Here is a 16834-nt window from a genome sequence, read left to right as displayed (position 1 = left end):
CCGCCAGGCGGCCAACATCACATCGGCCGCCCCAGCCCACTTGCCCGACCGACCGCAGCACCGGGCTGCGGGGAAACCGGGCACCCGGCACGGGGGCCCAGACACTCGGCACCCGCCACCCGCCACCGGGGGAATGTCCGAAGTCCGCGACCGTCGGCGGCCCCTGGTGGAAGACTCCGCCCCATGAAGATCACCGAACACATCGACGCACTGCGCCACGAGGGTGTCCGACTCGCCGATGCCGCCGCCCGTGCCGAGCTGTCCGCCCCCGTTCCCACCTGCCCGGGTTGGCAGCTGGCGGACCTGCTGCGGCACACCGGCCGGGTCCACCGTTGGGCCGCCGACATCCTCGCCCGGGGCCTGCGGGCGCCACTGGACGAGGCGGACGCGGACGCCGCCATCGGGGCACCGCCTTCGGACGCCGCACTGCTCGACTGGTTCCGCGAAGGCCACGCCGCCCTGGTGGCCACGCTCACCGAGGCCCCGGCCGACATCGAGTGCTGGAGCTTCCTGCCCGCCCCCAGCCCGCTGGCGTTCTGGGCCCGGCGCCAGGCGCACGAGACCGCGATCCACCGCCACGACGCCGACGCGGCCGCGGGCACCCCCGGCCCGGCCGTGGACACCGCGCTCGCCCTCGACGGCATCGACGAACTGGTGCGCGGCTTCATGACCCGCAGCCGGGCCACGCTGCGCAGCGACCGGCCGCGCACCCTCCGGGTCCGGCCCACCGACGGCGCACCTTCCTGGCACCTGACGATCACCCAGGAGACACCGGCCGTCACCACCGACGAGAGCCCCAAGCCCGCCGATCTCACCCTCACCGGCCCCGCCCACGAGCTCTACCTGCTGCTCTGGAACCGGCAGCCGGCCGGGCAGGCCCGGAAGGTCGAGGCAACCGGGGACCAGGACCTGCTCGACCTCTGGAGCGAAGCCGCGACGATCAGCTGATCAGCTGATCGTCGCGGCCGGGGAGGCGGGGCGTAGCGCTCACACGACGGCAGCCACGCTCGCGCCGCGCCCGCGCCCGCGCCCGCGCCCGCGCCCCGACGGTCGGGCCCGCTCAACGACGGCACGCTCACGAGTACGCCGCCGTCAACGCACCCAGCTGTCAGCGCACCCAGCGCGCGGGCCGCTTCTCCAGGAACGCCCGCATGCCCTCCTGCGCCTCCGCCGAGCCGAACAGCCGCGCCGAGAGCTCCACCAGCTCGTCCGCGTCCCGCGTGAAGGAGCGCACCACGTCCGCGTTGGCCAGCCGCTTCGACTCCGCCAGGCCCTGCGGCGAGCCCTGGCGCAGCGCGTCCAGCAGCCCCTTCAGCACGACACCGGTTTCCTCGGCGGACCCGGTTGCGCTGCTGATCAGGCCGATCCGGGCGGCCTCGGCGGCGTCGAAGACCTCCCCGGTGAGGTAGTAGCGGGAGGAGGCGCGCGGCTCCAGCTTGGGACGCAGCGGCAGCGAGATGACGGCGGGCGCGAGGCCGAGCCGGACCTCGGTGAAGGCGAAGGTCGAGGCCGGTCCGGCGACGGCGAGGTCCGCCGCGCCGACCAGGCCCAGGCCACCGGCCCGGACGTGCCCGTCGATGAGGGCGATCACCGGCTTGGCGCAGTCCACGATCGCCCGCTGCAACTCGACCAGGCCGCGCGGGCCGACCGTCGGGTCCGCGCCGGTCGCCTCCGAGAGGTCCGCGCCCGCACAGAACACCTTGCCGGTGTGGCCGAGCACCACGGCGCGGACCTCCGGGTCGGCTGCGGCCGTCGCCAGACCGGCGTGCAGCTCGGCCATCAGACGGGTGGAGAGCGCGTTGCGGTTGTGCGGAGAGTCGAGGGTGAGCGTGGTAACGGCGTCGGCGGTGGTGACGCGGACGAGGGGCTCTGCGCTGGTCATCGTCGGGGCCTGCCTTCCGGCTGAGGGTGGGTCGGACTGCGGGCGCGGTCCGGGGTGCCCGGATCGCGCCCGGACGACTTTGGCACGCCCACCCGTCCCGCGGCCAGAGCCAACCCACGCTGTCTCGCCCCGCCTCGCCCGGCCCCGCCCCCGGCCCGCCCTGACCCGGACCGCCCCGGCCCGGCCCCGGCAGCGGAAAGCGGGGCCGCTCCCACCGCCGAGGCCGACCGCCCTCCCGGCGGGCCGTAATCCGGTGGTCAGATCCGTCGCACCCACGGCAGCATCGTCCCCATGACCAGCGACCCCGGCCGGACGACCGACACCGCGCAGGGCACGGGCATCTCGCAGGTCGCCGGCGCCGGCACCATCGGCACCGCCGCCCTTCTCCTCGCCCCGCGCATCAACGACACGGGTCTCCAGCTGCGCACCGCCGCCGGGCGGCGCGGCCTGCGGGCGTGCGTGGCCACGTCCTGGCAGGCCCCGGGAGAACTGCTCGGCTCGACGGTGCACGTGTACGGCGGGCCCCTGTTCGGTGATGCCGTCGGGCGGGAGCTCGGCCTCGGTCTGCTGGAACCGGCAGCCGACTGGCTGACCCGGCTGCCGCCCGCCCTGACCGGACGGCGGGTCACCTGCACCACGCTCGCCGAGGCGCGCCGCTTGCGGCCTCCGGCCTTCGTCAAGCCGCCGGCCGACAAGCTGTTCGCCGCCCGGGTGTACCCCGACGGCGGGGCGCTGCCGGGGCCCGAGGTCCTGGACGGTGACACGCCGGTGCTGGTGAGCGAGGTGGTGCGGTTCGGCACGGAGTACCGGCTGTTCGTGCTGGACGGCACGGTGCGGGCCGGCTCGCGCTACGCGGTGGACGGCGACCTGTCCGTCGCACCGATGGCCGTCGCGCCCGCGTCCGCCGCACCGAAGTCCGCCGCACCCAGGTCCGCCGCGACGCCGGGCGGGGCCTCGGGGAAGGCGTCCGGCGGAGAGGCCGCCGAGGTGCTCGCGTTCACCCGCGACGTCCTGGCCGCCTCGGTGACGCAGGCGCCGTTGCCGAGCGCCGCCGTCGTGGACGTCGGCCTTACGACAGGCGGCCGTTGGGCGGTGGTGGAGGCCAACGCGGCCTGGGCCAGCGGCGGTTATGCCGCCGATCCGGACGCGGTGCTCGACGTGGTGTTGCGCGCGGGCGGACCGTCCGCCCAACTCCCTGCCACCGACCGGCCGTTCCTTCGCGACCTGCCCGAGGTGCTGCGCTGACGGTCGCCGGAGGCGGGGAACGTGGAACTTGCGGTCACGGTGGCTCATGGCCCAGCATCCGAGCCATGACCACCTCTCATCTCACCCACATCACCGAGCCGCCCGGGGTCGCGCCCGGCACCGGTTACACCCAGGTCGTCACGGGCGCCGGCCGACTGGTCCAGGTCTCCGGCCAGGTCGCCTTCGACGAGGACCGGAACCTCGTCGGCGTGGGCGACCCGAAGGCGCAGGCGCGGCAGATCTTCGAGAACCTGCGCCGCTGCCTGGCCGCCGCCGGGGCGGGGTTCGAGCACGTCGTGAAGTTCACCTTCTTCATGACCGACATCGCGTACCTCCCGGCCATCCGCGACGCGCGTGACGAGTACCTGGGCGACCTGCCCCTGCCTGCCGCGTCCGCGATGCAGGTCGTGGCCCTGTTCCAGCCCGAGGTGCTGATCGAGATCGAGGCGCTGGCGGTCGTCCCCGAGTAGTCGGATCCGGAACCGGCCGGTCGTGAGCGGCCCGGGCCCGCGCCGGCCGCGAGCGGCCCCGGCGTCAGGCGGGTCCGGGGCTGCCGTCCCGTCGTCCGGCCCACCGGACGACGGGACGCATCGTCAGGCCCGCCGCCGCGAGCAACGCGCCCAGGGCGACCCAGCCGGCCACGCCGTACCCGATCACCAGGGTGCTGACCAGCGCCGGACCGGCCATCATTGCGGCTGCCGTCCCCGCGTTGTACACGCCCTGGTAGGCGCCGTGGTCGCGCTCGCCCGCGAGGTCGTAGCTGAGCGCCCAGCCGCCCGCCTGCCCGATGACCTCACCGAGGGACTGCAGCGCCACCCCGCCGAGTACCACCACGGCCGCGAGGGCCGCGGGCAGGCCGTGCGCCAGCGAGATGACCAGGCAGGAGGCCGCGAGCGCCAACCCGGCGCGCCCGCAGGCCCGAGCGGCGACCGCCCGTTCCTCGGTGCCGCGGGTGGCCCGCACCTGCAGGGTGATCACCAGCAGGGTGTTGACCACCAGGGTGCCCGCGACGGTGATCCTCGGCGCGTCGGTCTCCTGGACGATCCAGAGCGGCACACCGACCTCCAGGACGGCGAACTGCAGGCAGAGCACGGCGTTCAGCACGGTCACAGCGAGGAACGGGCCGTCCCGCAGCGCCGGATTCCGGCGTCGGCCCTGCCTGCGCCCCTTGCCCGAAGGGTCCGACGGGTCAGGGACACCAGAACCCCGTGACGACTCGGCCACCGACGGCTCGGCCATTGTCGGCTCGGCCACCGACGGCTCGGCCACCGATGACCGTCCCGCCACCGGACGCAGCAGGTCGGCGAGGCGGTGGAACAGCACGGCAACGACCACGAACGAGGCCGCGTCGGCCAGGATCGCCGTCAGGTAGACCGGCCGGGTGTCCCACTGGAGGGCGACCGCACCCAGGGCCGTGCCCAGGCAGATGCCCACGTTGGTCACCACCCGCAGGTACGCCCGGCCCGCCACCCGACCCTCGGCGGGCAGCACCTCGGCGTACAGCGCGTTCCGTACGGCGGCGGACCCGCGGTCGACTGCGGAGACCAGGCAGGCCAGCGCCACGAACGCCGGGTAGCTGTGCACCAGCGCGTACCCGGCGGTGCCGACCGCCTGCACCGAGACCAGCGCCACCAGCACCCGCCGGGCGCCCCAGCGGTCGGCGGCCCGGCCGGCCGGCACGCTGGCGGCCACCCCGCAGAGACCGGCGGCGGTCATTCCGAGCCCCAGCTGGGCAGCGCTCAGACCGAGCACGCGGGTGAAGAACAGCACCGAGACGGAGAGGGAGAGGCCGTTGCCCACGGTGTTGACCAGGGTGATCCCGGCGAGTCGGCGGACCGTCGGATCGGGGTGCAGGCGGCGTCGCACGACACCGAGGACACCGCCGCTGGGGGGAGCCGCAGACACGCCGGGGGCTTCGGGCGCGCCGGGGGCTTCGGGCGCGCCGGCGGCTTCGGCCTCAGCGGAGGCTTCGGGCGTGGCAGGGGAAGGTGCGGGGGACTCCGCCGTCGTGGTCATGCAGCGATCCCACCGCCGATCCAGGCAGTCCCGGTACTCCTTTAGGCTCTGGCTGAATCCAACTCCGCAACCGGGCTCCCGGCCCGACCCGACCCGATCCCTGCAGGAGGACACCCCGGTGCACCGGTTCACCCTCCGCCTGGCCGACCTCGCCACCACCTGGTTCGCCGCCTCGCCGATCCTCGAAGCCGTGCTCAGCCTGCGGATGTGGACCCACCCGGGCGTCTACCACCTCCAGACCCGGGCCTTCGAACAGATCAGGCCCACCTTCGAACGCCTCGACTCACGGCTGCTGCTCTCGCTCGTCGCCGAGAACCGGTTCGTGCCGGACTTCCTGACGCCCCGCCCCACCTCCCCCGCGCCCGAGTTCCACGCCGAACTCGCCACCGTCCGCGCGCTGCCGCCGGAGCAGTTGCGCCCCGAGCTGGAGCAGACCTTCCTCCTGCACGGCCAACCGCTTCCGCCCGGGCTCGCCGCCGGACTCGCCCACCCGGAGCGGCTGTTGGCGCGGATCGCCGACGCACTGGAGGAGTACTGGGAGCTGTGCCTCGCGCCCGCCTGGTGGCCGCAGGCCCGCTCGGTGCTGGAGGCCGACCTGGTCTACCGCGCCCGGGTGCTGGCCCGGCACGGCGCGGCGGCCCTCTTCGCCGACCTGGACCACCGGCTCCACTGGGAGAACGGCGTGCTGTCGATCAACCACCGCTGGACGGACGGGGACGTGGAGACCCCCGTGGACGGGCGCGGCCTCGTGCTCTGTCCCACCTTCTTCGTCCGCGGCGCGATCACGATGATCAGCAAAGACCGGGCTCCGCAGATCAGTTACCCGGCCCGCGGGCAGGCGGGCATGGCCGGTCGGGGCGCGCCGGTGCCGCCGCAGGCCGTGGAGGCGCTGGTCGGTGCACCGAAGGCCCGACTGCTGGCGATGCTCGCCGAGCCCGCTTCCACCACCGACCTCGCCTACCGCCTCGGCGTCACTCCCGGTGCGGTCAGCCAGCACCTGGCCGTCCTCGCGGCCACCGGCCTGGTCGACCGGGCCCGCCACGGCCGATCGGTGCTGTACCGGCGCAGCCCGCTGGGCGACGAGCTCACGGGTGCGAACAGGTGACGGTCGGCAGGTGACCGACGACCGACGCCGGACGGCCGACGGCCGAAGCCGGGCGACCGACGCCGGAGCACCGGCCCCGCACCGAAGCACCTGCCCCGCAGCGGTTCGAGCGCCCTACCGGGACGCCATCGACATCAGCTTCCGCGCCGCCCGGTTCTGCCGCAGCACCTGGGCGAAGGTGGTGCGCCCCTGGGTGGTCCTGGCGAAGGCCCGCCAGGCGGCCGGAATCAGGCAGACCGCCGCGTGGAACAGGTACGGGCGCCGCTCGAAGGCACCCAGCAGCTGCTTGCCCGCGCGCATCTCCACACCCAGCCCGGCCTTGACCGCGAACGCGTAGTTCAGCGCCTCGCGCCGCACCGCCGCCGCGTTGCCCGCCTCGGCGACCCGGACCGCCCACTCGCCGGCCAGCCGGCCCGAGCGCAGCGCGTACGAGATGCCTTCACGGGTCCACGGCTCGAGCAGTCCCGCCGCGTCTCCGGCGACCAGCACCCGGCCGCGGGAGAGCGGCGAGTCCTCGGCCCGGCAACGGGTCAGGTGCCCGGACTCGACCTTGGGGGTGAATCCGGACAGCCCCAACCGCCGGATGTAGTCGGCGAGGTACTGCTTCGTCTGCTCACCGTCGCCGCGCGCCGAGATGACACCGACGGTCAGGCTGCTGGTCTCGGTCTTCGGGAAGACCCAGCCGTAACTGCCGGGCAGCGGGCCCCAGTCGAGGTGGATCCGTCCGGCCCAGTCGGCGGCGACCTGCGGCGGCACCGGGATCTCCGCCTCCAGGCCGAGGTCGATCTGGTCGAAGGTGACGCCGACGTGCCGGGCGATCCGGCTCGCGCTGCCGTCCGCGCCGACCACCGCCCGGGCTTCGAAGGTGCGACCGTCCGCCGCCGTCACCAGCGCCGTCCGGTGCTCGCCGCCGCGCTGCTCGACGCCCGTGACGGTCACTCCGGTGACCAGCACCGCCCCGGCCTCCTTGGCCGCCTGCACCAGGCGCAGGTCGAACTCGTCCCGGTTGACCAGGCCGAACAGCATCCGCTGGGAACGGCGTGTCCGGGTGTACCGACCGTTGTAGGCGAAGGTGACGGCGTGCACGCGGTCCTGCAGCGGCAGCCGGAAGTCCGGCGGCAGGCTGTCCCGGGAGGGACCGATGATGCCGCCACCGCAGGTCTTGTAGCGGGGGTGCTCGGCCTTGTCGAGGAGCAGCACCCGGCGGCCCTGGGCGGCGGCGGCGTGCGCGGCCGAGGCGCCCGCCGGGCCGGCGCCGACCACCACGACGTCCCAGACGCCGTCGAGCGGCGAGGCCGCGTCGTCGAGCAGCGAGGCCGTGTCGTCGAGCGGGCTGTCGAGCGGGCTACGGGAATCGGAGCTTCCGGAGTCAGTCACGTCGAGCAATCCTATGCGTCCGCCCAGCCCGCCGGACGACGCGCCACCCGGACTCCGCCGCTCCGCCGGACGACGCGCCACCGGGACTCCGCCGCGCCGCCCGACCGACAGGCCACCGCCCCCGGACGACCGCGACACCGACCCCGGAGCGCGGACGCACCCGGCCCGGGACCAGCCGCTCACCACCCGCGACCGCGGCCCCACCCGGCCCCGAAGCGCCCGATTCCCCTCCGCCTATGATCGGCGGTACCCCAAGCAACCGCCTCCGCCCGCGTCACCCCCCGGGCGGACCCATCCCCTCGGAGCCCCGATGTCACAGCCCCTGGCCGACGCCGTCCGGTCCCTGATGGACCGTGCCCGCACCGACCTCGCCGAACTGGTCGCCTTCCCGTCGGTCGCCGACCCGCGCCAGTTCCCGGTCGAGGAGTGCGAGAAGGCCGCGCGCTGGGTCGCCGACGCATTCGCCGCCGAGGGCCTGACCAAGGTCCAGTTGCTCGACACCCCGGACGGCACCCAGTCCGTCTACGCCGAGCTGCCCGGCCCGGAGGGCGCGCCGACCGTCCTGCTCTACTCGCACTACGACGTCCAGCCCCCGCTCGACGAGGACGCCTGGCTCAGCCCCGCCTTCGAGCTGACCGAGCGTGACGGCCGCTGGTACGGGCGCGGCGCCGCCGACTGCAAGGGCAACATCCTGATGCACCTGACCGCCCTGCGGGCACTGCGCCAGGTGTACGGGGACGGCTACCCGGTCAGCCTGAAGATCATCGTCGAGGGCTCGGAGGAGCAGGGCACCGGCGGTCTGGAGCGCTACGCCGAGGCGCACCCCGAGCTGCTCGCCGCCGACGCCATCGTCATCGGCGACACCGGCAACTTCGCCCCCGGCCTGCCCACCGTCACCGCCTCGCTGCGCGGCATGACCGTGGTCGAGGCCTCGGTCACCACCCTGGCCGGCAACCTGCACTCCGGTGCGTTCGGCGGCGCCGCCCCGGACGCACTGCAGTCCCTGGTCCGGATCCTCGCCTCGCTGCACGACGAGAACGGCGACGTCGCCGTCGCCGGCCTGACCTCCGACCAGAGCTGGGAGGGCGTGCAGTACCCCGAGGAGCAGTTCCGCGTCGACGCCAAGGTGCTCGACGGTGTCGCCCTGACCGGTACCGGCACCATCGCCGACCGGCTGTGGGCTCGCCCCGCCGTCACCGTCCTCGGCATCGACGCCCCGCCCGTGATCGGAGCCACCTCTTCCGTCCAGGCGGCCGCCAAGGCCCTGATCAGCCTGCGCGTCCCGCCGGGCATGGACGCCTCCGCCGCCCAGGAGGCGCTGGTCGCCCACCTGGAGGCGCACGTCCCGCTGGGCGCCCGGCTCACCGTCCAGCGCCAGGGCGTCGGCTCCCCGTTCCGCGCCGACACCACCGGCCCGGCGTACGAGGCGATGGGCGAGGCGATGGCCGAGGCCTTCGGCACCGAGATGGTCGCCTCCGGCGAGGGCGGCTCGATCCCGCTCTGCAACACGCTGCGCTCGCTCTACCCGCAGGCCGAGATCGTGCTGATCGGGGTCGAGGAACCGACCACCCAGATCCACGCGGTCAACGAGAGCGTGGACCCGCAGGAGCTGGAGCGGATGGCCCTCACCGAGGCCCTGTTCCTGCGCCGCTACGCCGAACTGCGCTCCGCCTGACGGGCGTCGCTCCGGGGTGTCGGGCCGGGGGCAGCGGCTCCCGGCCCGGGCCCCGGCCGCCCGCCCCGCAGCCGGCGGGCGGCCGCCACCACCGCCGCGTACCCGACCGCACCCACCGCGAGCCCTGCCCCGGCACCGAAGCAGACCTCCGGCACCAGGTTCCGCTTCAACGGGCTGAGCCGCTGCAACACCCCGGCCGCCGTCGCCGCGCCCAGCACCGCGACGGCGGCCCGTCGCGTCCGGGGCGCGAGCCCGACGGCCGGACGCACGGGCTCGACGGACCGCACCGCACGCGCCGCCCAGCCGCCCATCGCCGCCAGCGCGAGCGCCGAACTGCCGTACTGCAGCGCCTCGTACAGCGGCACCCCGGCTACCTGCCGGTCCAGTACGGGCAGCAGCCGCACGCCCAGCCGGCCGCCGTGCGTGAACGCGTCCCAGCCGACGTGGGTGGCCGCGCCGATCGCCGCCGAGGCCGCGAACCACGCCGCGTCCGCGCCCGCGCCAGTGTGCAGGCCGACGCCCGTGTCCAGGCCCGGGCCGAGTCCTGCCCGCCGGGCCGTCAGCGCCTCGGCGCCGCCGGCCCACCGCTCGGGCAGCAGCGCCACGAGCGGCGCCCGGAGCAGGCCGTGCCAACCGGCCACCAGCGCACCGGCGATCGCCACATCGAGCGTCGGCACCGCCCACCAGCGGTGCGTCAGACCGCCGTGGCCGTACACCCCGGGCAGCAGCGACTCGGCGAAGAACGGGACGTCGGGCGCCATCGACCCGGCGACCAGCGCCGACGCCACCAACGGCCCACGCTCCCCGGCGCGGCGCAGCAGGGGCAGGACGGCAGCGGGGTGGCTCAGTGTGAACGGCATGCCGCCATCCTCCCGCCCACACCGACTGCCGGGCCAACCCGGCGGCCCCGGCGGCTTATAAGCCCTTCCAGACCTGCCGTCCCCTCCAGCCACGCCGGCCCCGCCGGCCCTGGCGAACGCGAGCGCCCCGTCGGCACGGCTCGGCCGGCTACGCCGCGTCCGCCGTGCTCGCCAAGCCGACCGCCACCCGGCACCCCGCTTCCAGGTACCGCAGCTCGCCGCTCCGCCGGGCGTCCAGGGCGGCCGCGAGGCGACGGTACCGGCTCGGCGGCAGCAGTTCGGCCGACTCGTCCAGCGTGACGAAGCGCCAGCTGCGCAGTTCCTCCTGCTGCAGCAGCAGGTTCTGGCGGCCCGCGGCGTCCAGCAGGCCGCCGTCGTACATCAGCCGCAGGCCCCCGCGCCGCGGGCCGGTGCGGGGTTCCCAGTCGACGGCGAGCAGGCGCAGGCCGGCCGGGTCGAGGCGCAGACCCAGTTCCTCGGCGGTCTCGCGCAGGGCGGCGTCGGTGGGGGCTTCGCCGCGTTCGACCACGCCGCCGGGGAAGTCCCAGTCGGGCTTGTAGACGGGGTCGACGAGCAGGACGCGGTCCTGCTCGTCGAACAACAGGACGGCGGAGGCGACGGTGTCCCCGGTCGGGTCCGGGGTCTGGACGATCGGGCAGCGCGCGGCGCCGACCCTGACCAGCTCGGCGATCCGGAGCGCGGTCTCCCGGGGGGTGAGCTCGCCGGTGTCGATCAACCGGGCGTCGCCGACCAGCCAGCGGCGGGCGGCGCGGTAGCGGGGCAGGTGTTCGAGGCACCACGCGCGGACCCGCTCGCTGGCTGCCGGGTCACCCGGGCACTCGTCGCGCTGGGCGATGCGGTCGCGCAGGATCGTTTCTTCTGGGTCCAGCACGACGTGATGCACCGTGATCCCGTGCGAGGCCAGGTCGCCGAAGATCTCGTCCCGGTAGTCCTCTCTGAGCAGGGTCATCGGGACCACCAGCGGGCCCCCGACCTCATTGAGCAGCGCGGCCGCCGTCTCGGGGACGAGCCGGCGCCAGGCCGCCAGGTCCTGGAAGTCGGACACCGTTGCCAGCCGGTCGGCCGGGAGCATCCGACGCAGACCGGAGCCCACCAGTTCGGGATCGAAGAGCACGCTCCCCGGCAGCAGTTCCACCAGCTCGCGGCAGGCACTCGTCTTGCCCGCCCCGAATGTGCCATTGACCCAGACGATCACAACGTCCCCTGCCCCTAGACTTCCCCCGATGCCGTTCGCACCGGGCAGCGCGCCCGTCAGCCGAACCAGCGCCACCCGTGGTGGTACCCGCGCCACGCCGCTCCCCATGCCTGCCCATCGCGCCTGTCCGCGCGCCCCGGCGTGCCCCGTGACAGCGGCATGTGCCCAGGCCAGGCGCCTACGACCGGAAACCCGCAGACCGGTCTACATCAAAATTGCGCCCCTTCACCACTGCTCACCCACAGGAACTCGAGTGGGCAGACTTGCCGTACGCGCCCCGCTCGCGCGCCCCCGTTCGCGCGCCCCCGCTCCTACACCGGTGACGCCCCCGACACCCTTCCGCCCACGCCCGCGCGCCGTCGGCCCGCCCCGGGGTTCCGCCGCACCGCGACCTCCTCGCGCCACCCGCACCCCGGCCCGTACGGAGGAACCATGAAGCTGCTGCCCGTCGGCCGAGTGGTCGTCATCGGAGCGGTCAACACCGACCGGATCCTCCGTTGCCCCGCGCTCCCCTCCCCCGGCGGGCGGGGCCGTCCCCGCCGCCGTCCCCCAGGGCTTCGGCGGCAACGGCGCGAACCAGACGGTGGCGGTTGGCCCGGATGGGCGAGGCGACCCACCTGGTCGCCAAGGTCGGAGGCGACGCCGAGGGCGAGGCAACCCTCGCCGAGCTGCCCGCTGCGGAGGTCGTCACCGAGGACCGGCCGATCCGGCTGCCCGCCCCCGCCGTCCGGGTGGTCGCCACCACGGGGGCCGGTGCCGTCTTCAGCGGCGCCCTCGCCGCCGGACTCGCGCGCGGTGCCGGCCTCCCCACCGCGGCCACGACGGCCGTCGCCCCCGGGGCCTTCGCCGTCACCGCCCTCGGTGCCCGCGGCGCCCTCCCCGCCCCACCGACCCCCGACCGCCGACCCCCGACCGCGCGGACGACCGCACCGAACACCCCGAACACCCCGAACACGCGCCCACGGAACAACACACGCCGGAGGCGCCCGCCGAAACGGGCGCCCCCGACCTGCGGACCGGTCAGGGCGCGCTACGGCCGCCCCATGTACGTCGGGTAGTAGCCGCTGCTGATCCCCGAGATCCTGATGTTGGTCCCGGGCCGCGCGGCCTCGACGTACTGGTTGTTGCCCAGGTAGATCGCCACGTGCTGGATGCCCCGGGCGGTCCCGTCCGGCGACCAGAAGAGCAGGTCACCGCGGCGCAGCTGGCTCGCCCTGATCGGCGTGGTCGCCGCGTACTGGTCGTTGGCGACCCTCGGCAGGCTGATGCCGCCGCGCTTGAAGGACTGCTGCACCAGGCCCGAGCAGTCGTAGCCGTCCGGCCCGTTGCCCGCCGTGCGGAACGGTTTGCCCAGCTGGGCGAGCGCGTACTGCACGGCGGTCTCGACGTCCTGGTCCTCGGCGACCGAGTCGTGGACCGATCCCGAGCCGGAGGAACCGGCCGAGGACGAGGAGCCGCCGCCGGTCCGCGCCAGGTAGACGTCGTAGTGCGAGGTCCAGCGCCACTCGCCCTTGCTGTTGCGGAACCAGTAGCGCGACCCGTCCCACCCCTGTTTGATCCCCCCGCTCGACTTCGCGCCGCTCGACGACGTGCCGGAGGACTTCGCTCCGCCCCCTGTGCGCGTCACGTACACGCTGTAGTGCGAGGTCCAGCGCCACTGCCCCTGGCTGTTCTTGAACCAGTACCGCGAGCCGTCCCACCCGGCGTGCGCCGGCGCGGACTCAGCGGCCGCGGGGCTCACACCGGTGCCGAGGCCGAACACGCCCGCTCCGGCCACGATCACGGCCACCATGCCTATCCCCCGCCGAAGCCGCGCGGCCCGGGCCGGACGGGAGGAAGGGGCGGCGGCAGCACACTGCTGCCCGGTCGGTTCGTCGGCGGCATCCGGCGCGCCGGTGTTGACGGTGGTCATCCTGCTGACTTCCTTCACTGCTGCGAGCTTCACTGCTGCGAATCTCTGCGGACGGCCGCCGGGCGGCGGCTGCGGAACTGCTTCGGATCCGCCGTACGCCCCGGCACCGCCGGTTCGTACGGCTCGGCAGATCCCCGTCGGACGAGCCGCGGCCTCCGGCTCCACGACCGGAAGCAGTGGCGCCGTCGCCCGGGGATTCAGTTCTGCCTGCGTGTCACGTTAGGCACGCGTCCGCTCACAGCGCGCAGTGGAGTGCGCCAATGGAAGGGTCACGGGCGGTGAGCGCCGACGGCGCATCAGGGTGAGAGCCCGTCACCGCAGGGCGATCCGACGCCCCCTCATCACCGGCCGCCGTCCTCCGCCAACAGCTGCTTCTTCAGCACCTTTCCCAGGGCGTTCCTGGGCAGTTCGGGCACCAGGACGACCCGGCGCGGCCGCTTGTGCACCGACAGCCGCTCCGCCACAAAGGCCGTCAGCTGCTCCCCCGTCACGGTGCCGTCCGGGATGACGTACGCCACGATCGACTGCCCGAGGTCCTCGTCCGGCACGCCGACCACCGCCGCGTCGGCGACCGACGGGTGGTCACGCAGCGCGGCCTCCACCTCGCCCGCACCGATCCGGTAGCCGCCGCTCTTGATCAGGTCCACCGAGGCGCGGCCGACGATCCGGTGGAAGCCGTCCGGCCCGATCACCGCGACGTCGCCGGTGCGGAACCACCCGTCCGACGTCCACGCCTCGGCGTCCGCGTCCGGCCGGTTGAGGTACCCGCTGAACAGTGTCGGGCCGCAGACCTGCAGCTCACCGACGGTCTCCCCGTCGTGCGGCACCGGGGCGCCGTCCTCGCCGACCAGCCGGGTGCGCACCCCGTCCAGCGGCAGCCCGACGCTCCCCGGCCGCCGCTCGCCGTCCGCCCGGGTGCTGACGGTGATCAGCGACTCGGTCATGCCGTACCGCTCGATCGGGGCGTGCCCGGTGAGCGCCGCCAACTTCTCGAACACCGGCACGGGCAGGGGGGCACTGCCGGAGACCAGCAGCCGGGCCGCGGCCAGCCGGGCCGCCGCCTCCGGATCGGCCGCCAGCCGGGACCAGACCGTGGGCACGCCGAAGTAGAGGCTGCCGCCCGCCGCGGCGTAGGCCTGCGCGGTCGGCCGGCCGGTGTGCACCAGCCGGCTCCCGGTGCGCAGGGCGCCGAGCACACCGAGCAGGAGCCCGTGCACGTGGAACAGGGGCAGACCGTGGGCGAGGGTGTCCTCGGCGGTCCACTGCCAGGCCGCGGCCAGGGCGTCCAGGTCTGCGGCGATCGCCTCGCGCCGGATCACCGCGCCCTTGGGCGCGCCGGTGGTTCCCGAGGTGTAGAGCACGAAGCCGACCGACTCGGCAGCCGGTTCGGCGTACGTGGCGGCGGAGTGCTGCCCGGGATCGACCGGCAGCCCCTCCACCGGAGTCCCCTCCGGCAGCGTCTCCCCAGCCGCATGGGCGAGGAGCACCGCGCCCGAATCCCGCAGGATGTGCTCGCGCTCCTTGGGCCCCGAGTCGGGCGGCAGCGGCACCACCGGCACTCCCGCCAGCAAGCCGCCCACCACGGCGGTGACGGTCTCGACCGTGGGCCGGGCGAGCACCGCCAGCGCGGGGGCACCCGCCACCCGGTCGGCGACGGCGGTCGCCGCGCCCAGCAGTTCCTCCCGGGAGAGCGTCCGGCCGTCGATCCGCAGCGCGTCCGCCACGTCGCCGAAGCCGCCCTGAAGTGCCGTCAGCAGTGCCATGCCACCGTCCTCGCCCTCGTCCCACGCCATCGCGTCGCGTCCCGCAGCTCACCCGTTCGGGTAATGCGGTCAACTCATACCCCGCACGCCACCTGCCGAGGTCATGAGCCGGCCTCATGCCAAGGCCATGAGGCCGGCTCATGAGGTCGGGCCATGAGGCCAGCTCATGACCTCGGCGCATGAGGTCGGCTCATGAGGTCGGCTCATGAGGTCGGCTCATGAGGTCGGCTCATGACCTCCCGTCACGTGCTCACGCCGACTCTACGGGCCGCTGCCTGGCCGCCCGGGCTCCGGGCTCCGGGCTCCGGCACCAGCTCGAAGATCGGGGCCTCCGGGTCCTTGTTGACGGCCACGATGGTCTTCGACGTCTGCATGCCGGCCCGGTGCTGGATGGCACCGGAGATGCCCGCCGCGATGTAGAGCTGGGGGGAGACCTGCTTGCCGGTCTGGCCGACCTGGCTGCTGTGCGGGTACCAGCCGGCGTCGACCGCCGCACGCGAGGCGCCCACCGCCGCGCCCAGCGCGTCCGCGAGCTCCTCGACCACCCCGAAGCCCTCCGCCGCACCGACACCACGACCACCGGACACCACGATCGCAGCCTCCGTCAGCTCCGGACGACCCGTCGACACCCGCGCCGTCCGCGACGTCACCCGGGCCGCGGCGCCGGTGAACTCCACCGACACCTCCTCCACCGCACCCGCCGCCGGCGCCGCCTCCGGCGCCACCGCGTTCGGCTTCACCGTGATCACCGGCACCCCCCGCGTCACCACGGACTTCACCTGGAACGACGCCGCGAACACCGACTGCGTCGCCACCGGGCCACCCTCACCCGCCTCCACGTCCACCGCATCGGTGATCACACCCGAACCCAGCCGCAACGCCACCCGCGCCGCGACCTCCTTGCCCTCCCCCGAGGACGTCACCAAGACCGCCCCCACACCGTTCGCCTTCGCGATCTGCGCCAGCGCGTCCACCTTCGGCACCACCAGCAGATCCGCGAACTCCGCCCCCTCCGCCACGTACACCTTCACCGCACCGTACTCGGCAGCCTTCGCCGCGACACCCGCGGCCGCGCCACCGGCCCCCAGCACCACCGCCGACGGCTCACCGATCCGACGCGCCAGCGTCAACAACTCCAGGGCCGGCTTGCGCACCACACCATCCGCGTGGTCCACCAGGACGAGAATCTCAGCCATTGCTCAATGTCTCCGTGTTTCGCAGGTAACCAGGGAAGGGACTAGATGAACTTCTGACCGGCCAGGAACCCGGCGAGCGCCTTGCCGCCCTCACCCTCGTCCTTCACGACCGTGCCCGCCGTCCGCGCCGCACGCGCCGCCACCGACTCCACCGCCGTCCACGACCCCGCCAGACCCACCTCGTCCGCCCCGATCCCCAGATCGTCCAGATCCAGCGACTCCACCGGCTTCTTCTTCGCCGCCATGATCCCCTTGAACGACGGGTACCGCGCCTCACCCGACTGGTCCGTCACCGACACCACCGCCGGCAACGCCGCCTCCACCAGCTCCGTCGCCGCATCCCCGTCACGACGGCCCCGCACCACACCGCCCTCGACCGACACCTCCGACAGCAACGTCACCTGCGGCACACCCAGACGCTCCGCCAACAACGCCGGCAGCACACCCATCGTGCCGTCCGTCGACGCCATCCCACCGATCACCAGATCGAACCCGGTCCGCTCCAACGCCTTCGCCACGACCGCCGACGTCGCCATCACATCCGAACCGTGGATGTCCTCGTCGCTCACGTGCACGGCCCGGTCCGC

General features: G+C 74.4%; 14 protein-coding genes and 1 pseudogene. 6 read left to right on the top strand and 9 right to left on the bottom strand.

What is annotated here, in order from left to right:
- Nucleotides 1–183: 183 nt before the first annotated feature.
- Nucleotides 184–948: a maleylpyruvate isomerase family mycothiol-dependent enzyme gene (locus IF30_RS0133555; RefSeq protein ID WP_030245583.1), complete on the top strand. Its 765-nt coding sequence runs from the start codon at nt 184–186 to the stop codon at nt 946–948.
- A 160-nt stretch (nt 949–1108) separates the two neighbouring features.
- Here IF30_RS0133555 and IF30_RS0133550 read toward each other — a convergent pair whose 3' ends face one another.
- Nucleotides 1109–1882, bottom strand: coding sequence for an enoyl-CoA hydratase family protein (locus IF30_RS0133550; RefSeq protein WP_030245581.1), 774 nt, complete (start codon nt 1880–1882; stop codon nt 1109–1111).
- A 291-nt stretch (nt 1883–2173) separates the two neighbouring features.
- Here IF30_RS0133550 and IF30_RS0133545 point away from each other — a divergent pair, with 291 nt between their 5' ends.
- Both IF30_RS0133545 and IF30_RS0133540 read left to right on the top strand, forming a co-directional pair.
- Complete coding sequence (locus IF30_RS0133545; protein WP_078891906.1) at nt 2174–3127, top strand: ATP-grasp domain-containing protein; 954 nt, start codon at nt 2174–2176, stop codon at nt 3125–3127.
- A gap of 65 nt (nt 3128–3192) precedes the next feature.
- The gene (locus tag IF30_RS0133540; RefSeq protein ID WP_030245579.1) at nt 3193–3597 is read left to right on the top strand and encodes a RidA family protein; all 405 of its coding nucleotides are present in this window, start codon (nt 3193–3195) and stop codon (nt 3595–3597) included.
- A gap of 64 nt (nt 3598–3661) precedes the next feature.
- On the opposite strand, the gene IF30_RS0133535 is transcribed toward IF30_RS0133540, so the two are convergent.
- A complete protein-coding gene (locus tag IF30_RS0133535; RefSeq protein WP_030245577.1) occupies nt 3662–4993 on the bottom strand; it encodes an MFS transporter in 1332 nt (443 codons plus the stop codon).
- Nucleotides 4994–5261: 268 nt separating this feature from the next.
- Between IF30_RS0133535 and IF30_RS0133530 the strand changes: the two genes are divergently transcribed.
- Nucleotides 5262–6248 (top strand): ArsR/SmtB family transcription factor, encoded by a 987-nt coding sequence (locus IF30_RS0133530; protein ID WP_030245574.1) that lies wholly within the window; start codon nt 5262–5264, stop codon nt 6246–6248.
- A 114-nt stretch (nt 6249–6362) separates the two neighbouring features.
- Here IF30_RS0133530 and IF30_RS0133525 read toward each other — a convergent pair whose 3' ends face one another.
- Nucleotides 6363–7625, bottom strand: a complete 1263-nt coding sequence (locus IF30_RS0133525) for a geranylgeranyl reductase family protein (RefSeq protein WP_030245572.1) — start codon at nt 7623–7625, stop codon at nt 6363–6365.
- 310 nt (nt 7626–7935) lie between these two features.
- Here IF30_RS0133525 and IF30_RS0133520 point away from each other — a divergent pair, with 310 nt between their 5' ends.
- Nucleotides 7936–9300: a dipeptidase gene (locus IF30_RS0133520; protein WP_030245570.1), complete on the top strand. Its 1365-nt coding sequence runs from the start codon at nt 7936–7938 to the stop codon at nt 9298–9300.
- On the opposite strand, the gene IF30_RS0133515 is transcribed toward IF30_RS0133520, so the two are convergent.
- The gene (locus IF30_RS0133515; RefSeq protein ID WP_030245568.1) at nt 9276–10160 is read right to left on the bottom strand and encodes a DUF4184 family protein; all 885 of its coding nucleotides are present in this window, start codon (nt 10158–10160) and stop codon (nt 9276–9278) included. The genes IF30_RS0133520 and IF30_RS0133515 overlap by 25 nt on opposite strands.
- Before the next feature lie 148 nt (nt 10161–10308).
- Complete coding sequence (locus IF30_RS0133510; protein WP_030245566.1) at nt 10309–11376, bottom strand: NUDIX hydrolase; 1068 nt, start codon at nt 11374–11376, stop codon at nt 10309–10311.
- 599 nt (nt 11377–11975) lie between these two features.
- Here IF30_RS0133510 and IF30_RS0133505 point away from each other — a divergent pair.
- Entirely contained in the window at nt 11976–12434 is a 459-nt protein-coding gene (locus IF30_RS0133505; protein WP_030245565.1) for a PfkB family carbohydrate kinase, read from the top strand.
- Here the strand turns inward: IF30_RS0133505 and IF30_RS44130 are convergent.
- The 4 genes and pseudogenes from IF30_RS44130 to IF30_RS0133485 all read right to left on the bottom strand — a co-directional run.
- A complete protein-coding gene (locus tag IF30_RS44130) occupies nt 12407–13288 on the bottom strand; it encodes a C40 family peptidase (protein WP_051711753.1) in 882 nt (293 codons plus the stop codon). The genes IF30_RS0133505 and IF30_RS44130 overlap by 28 nt on opposite strands.
- 341 nt (nt 13289–13629) lie before the next feature.
- On the bottom strand, nt 13630–15051 hold the full coding sequence (locus tag IF30_RS0133495; RefSeq protein WP_030245561.1) for an acyl-CoA synthetase: 1422 nt from the start codon (nt 15049–15051) through the stop codon (nt 13630–13632).
- Nucleotides 15052–15359: 308 nt separating this feature from the next.
- Nucleotides 15360–16247: pseudogene (locus tag IF30_RS0133490) on the bottom strand (electron transfer flavoprotein subunit alpha/FixB family protein); the annotation flags it as partial.
- Nucleotides 16248–16288: 41 nt separating this feature from the next.
- Nucleotides 16289–16834 (bottom strand): electron transfer flavoprotein subunit beta/FixA family protein (locus IF30_RS0133485; protein WP_030245556.1); only part of this gene is annotated, 546 nt, incomplete at its 5' end.

The sequence above is a fragment of the Streptomyces sp. NRRL S-350 genome, assembly GCF_000719705.1.
Taxonomy (GTDB): Bacteria; Actinomycetota; Actinomycetes; order Streptomycetales; family Streptomycetaceae; genus Kitasatospora.
The sequence above is the reverse complement of the archived record's forward strand: the minus strand, read 5'-3'. Positions and strand labels throughout refer to the sequence as shown.